At 51.0% G+C, this 2,928-nt stretch carries 3 protein-coding genes; all 3 read right to left on the bottom strand.

The genetic code is table 11. The features are described from left to right. The coding region (locus tag HQL65_12385; GenBank protein MBF0137029.1) for a hypothetical protein at positions 1–186 on the bottom strand (186 nt) is incomplete at its 3' end. A 17-nt stretch (positions 187–203) separates the two neighbouring features. Beyond that, positions 204–698 (bottom strand): YfiR family protein, encoded by a 495-nt coding sequence (locus HQL65_12380; GenBank protein ID MBF0137028.1) that lies wholly within the window; start codon positions 696–698, stop codon positions 204–206. Positions 699–767: 69 nt separating this feature from the next. Then, on the bottom strand, positions 768–2,714 hold the full coding sequence (locus HQL65_12375; protein ID MBF0137027.1) for a TonB-dependent receptor: 1,947 nt from the start codon (positions 2,712–2,714) through the stop codon (positions 768–770). Between the last annotated feature and the right edge of the window lie 214 nt (positions 2,715–2,928).

Raw genomic sequence — 2,928 nt, 5'->3', positions numbered from 1 at the left:
TAAGGCCGCACGGCAGCTCAGGGAAATCAGGTGCATCTGTACGGTGGTTTCTTCTACAATAGATTGTTTTTCTTGATAATACTCTGAAATCACCATGGACAGGCTTGCCACGAACGCGGCAACTCCACCGATCAGAGTCGTAATCAAAATAATTTTTTTCCGAATGGAGTATTTTGTAAATTTCATGACAAAGACCATCCTGTCTATTCAACTATTTTTGCCACCTGTAACATGGCCGAACTGATTCTCAACCCGGCCCGTCCCGCCGCCTGGATATTGACCTCAAAACGCAGGGTGTTTTCCACCCGGATGAAGTTGATCATGCCTCCCTGACTGCAAAATCCGGGTGTATCACCGACAATCAATACAGGTTTGTTGCGCAGGTCGGAAATAATTTCCGGCAATTTTTCGATTTCAGATTTGGAAATGAACAATATATGGCACCCGGATGTATTTACATGATTGGCATGCAATTCAATATTGATTCTTTTTTCCCGCACATTTTTCTTTTCAAGAACCTTGATCAAATCAGCGAACGGGTCGTCACCCAATATGCAAATACTGAATACATCCCTCTTGTCCTTGAAGGCTGTATCCGGATAAGTGACAAATTTGGTGAAATTATAGAGATAGGCCACCTCGACCTGGAGTTCCGAGACGGAATGATCGGCATGGGCCACACCAGGTCCTGCCGACATACCCGGAAACCATAGCAGAATTGTCAGCAGGATTGTGGTGTATTTTGTGCGCAGAAACACCATGTTTTTTCAATAATTCCAGGCTGCCTTGAGGAAAAACGTGCGGGCAATTTCGCTGTTGGACACGCTTGTTCCCGTAAATTCCGGATGTTGATCGTCGAGCAGGTTTTGGGCAACCAGACTGATTTGGAGATTTTTTTGTGGTTGCCAGCCCAGGCGGGCATCGGCCCGGACATAGGCGGGAATGTCGAGCGCAGCCAGTCTGGAGACATGGAACAAGGCCGTATCGAATTCAATGGCGGGCGTCATGCTCCAGGCAGAGCGAATCTGGAGTTGCTGTCCGGGAACATTGCCCTCCTTGCCAGCCAGGGTAGTGTCTGTACTGCCGTTGTTCAAATTCAGATTCACATGCAACCAGGCATGACTCGCACGCAGTTTCCAGGTATCCGCTGCCCGCCATTCCACGGAGGTTTCGATGCCATGCGTACTGCCGGATCCCTTGTTGGCAAAGGATTGATTGATCGTGAGAAATCCTCCGGCCATTGCAACGCTTTTTTCATTGGTAATCAGTTTGTCATACTGATTGTAGAAGAGCGCCAAGTCCAGATACACTTTGGATATAAACTGAGTTCGGTAACCAACCTCGTAGGCCAGCAGCTCCTCCGATTGGATGCCGGGATTGCCATTCACGAGAATTCGGGATGCCGGACCCGTAATAATATTGAGGGTGAGATCGGTATCGGCGCGTGAGGGGGAACGAATGGCGCGGGAAACGGCTGCCCACAGAACATGATCGTCCGCAACCTGCCATAACACCCTGGCATTGGGTTGCAGCTCCCATCCAGTGTAATCGTTGTGTTCGAACTTGGAACCGATGGTCAACGCGAGGCGTTTGTTCAACAGGGAAATTTCATCCTGAAGGAACAGGTTGTAGGTTTCATCATTTGTGGCCAGATGATTCCAGCCCACCACCGGGTTGTTTTGCATGGTGTCTGCGGAGAGACGATATCCCATACCCCAGACAATTTCCTGATTGGTCGGCAGGCGGAACCGATGCTGAATATCGATATCGCTGATGTCACGTTCTTCAAAATCCATCCGCACGGTCCGATCGTGATAAACCTGGAGATCAACACGGGAATTTTGATCCAGAGTCCGGCTCCAATGCAGGAGCAGGTTGCCGCCGCCGTTGTGGGTGTTGTTCATCTCTTCCTGCACATTGTAGAGGTCGCCTTGCAGTGTCAGACGATCTTTTCCACCAGGTTGCCAATCCAGGCGAAAGCCGCCTTGGCCGGCATGCCAGCCGTCACCGGCAGGAGTGCCCTGTCTGGTTTTCAGATCATCTTGATCAAACCCCTTGGCATAAAAGCGAAAATTGGCTTTATCCCCAACTGCGCCGCCAAAACGCAGGCCGGCCTGAACTTTTTCCTGGTTGCCACTGCCGCCGGTGACCAGCCATCCTGTTGTATCGGCGGCCTGTTTGGTGATGATATTGACAATGCCATTGACGGCATTGGCACCCCACAAGGTGCCTCCCGGACCGCGAATCACCTCGATCCGTTCAACATCTTCCAGCAGGGTGTCCTGAACGTCCCAGTTGACCCCGGCAAATAAAGGTGTGTAGAGGGTGCGGCCATCCTGGAGAACGAGCAGTTTATTGGAAAACTGTTCGTTGAAACCGCGGGCGGAAATGGCCCAGTTGTTGCCGTTGATGCGGGCGACATTCATGCCGGGTACCAGGCGCAGCAATTCCGGGAGGCTGTTCATGCCCGAGCGGCGGATCTCTTCCTGGGTGATCACGTAGACTGCTGACGGTGTATCGACCAGCCTTTGCTCTTTGCGCGCCGCTGTGGTCAGGCGAATATTGGCCAACTCCTCAAAACCGACTTCGAGAAGAGCTTCCATTTGTTTATGGCTGTCCAGATGCGTCCTGTCAGCCGCTTTTCCGGCAGTGGGTACCAGCAAGAACGGCAACACAAGCCACTGGGCGCAGCTTCCTCTGGAGAAAAAAATCATCGGAAATATGATCCGCAAAAAACGGGTGAAGTTGCACACGGCCCCCCCCCTTTCGCATGATGGATTTGTCACACGATCCAGGAATTTGTTGAATCGGTAACCTGAATCAGACCCATTTTGAAAAATATGAAAAAATAAAGTAACTGTTCAGACCCCCCATTGAAAAACGTTTGAAAAACTGGGATGGAGGTCCAGGAGGAAGGGCTGTGCCCTT

The sequence above is a fragment of the Magnetococcales bacterium genome (assembly GCA_015228935.1).
In the GTDB taxonomy this organism is placed as follows: Bacteria; Pseudomonadota; Magnetococcia; order Magnetococcales; family DC0425bin3; genus HA3dbin3.
This window is presented reverse-complemented; position numbering and strand designations above follow the sequence as displayed.

Bases quoted from the DNA above. Each gene is read 5' to 3' on its own strand.
- HQL65_12380 (MBF0137028.1), bottom strand. From the start codon at position 698: ATGTCGGCAGGACCTGGTGTGGCCCATGCCGATCATTCCGTCTCGGAA.
- HQL65_12375 (MBF0137027.1), bottom strand. From the start codon at position 2,714: ATGATTTTTTTCTCCAGAGGAAGCTGCGCCCAGTGGCTTGTGTTGCCG.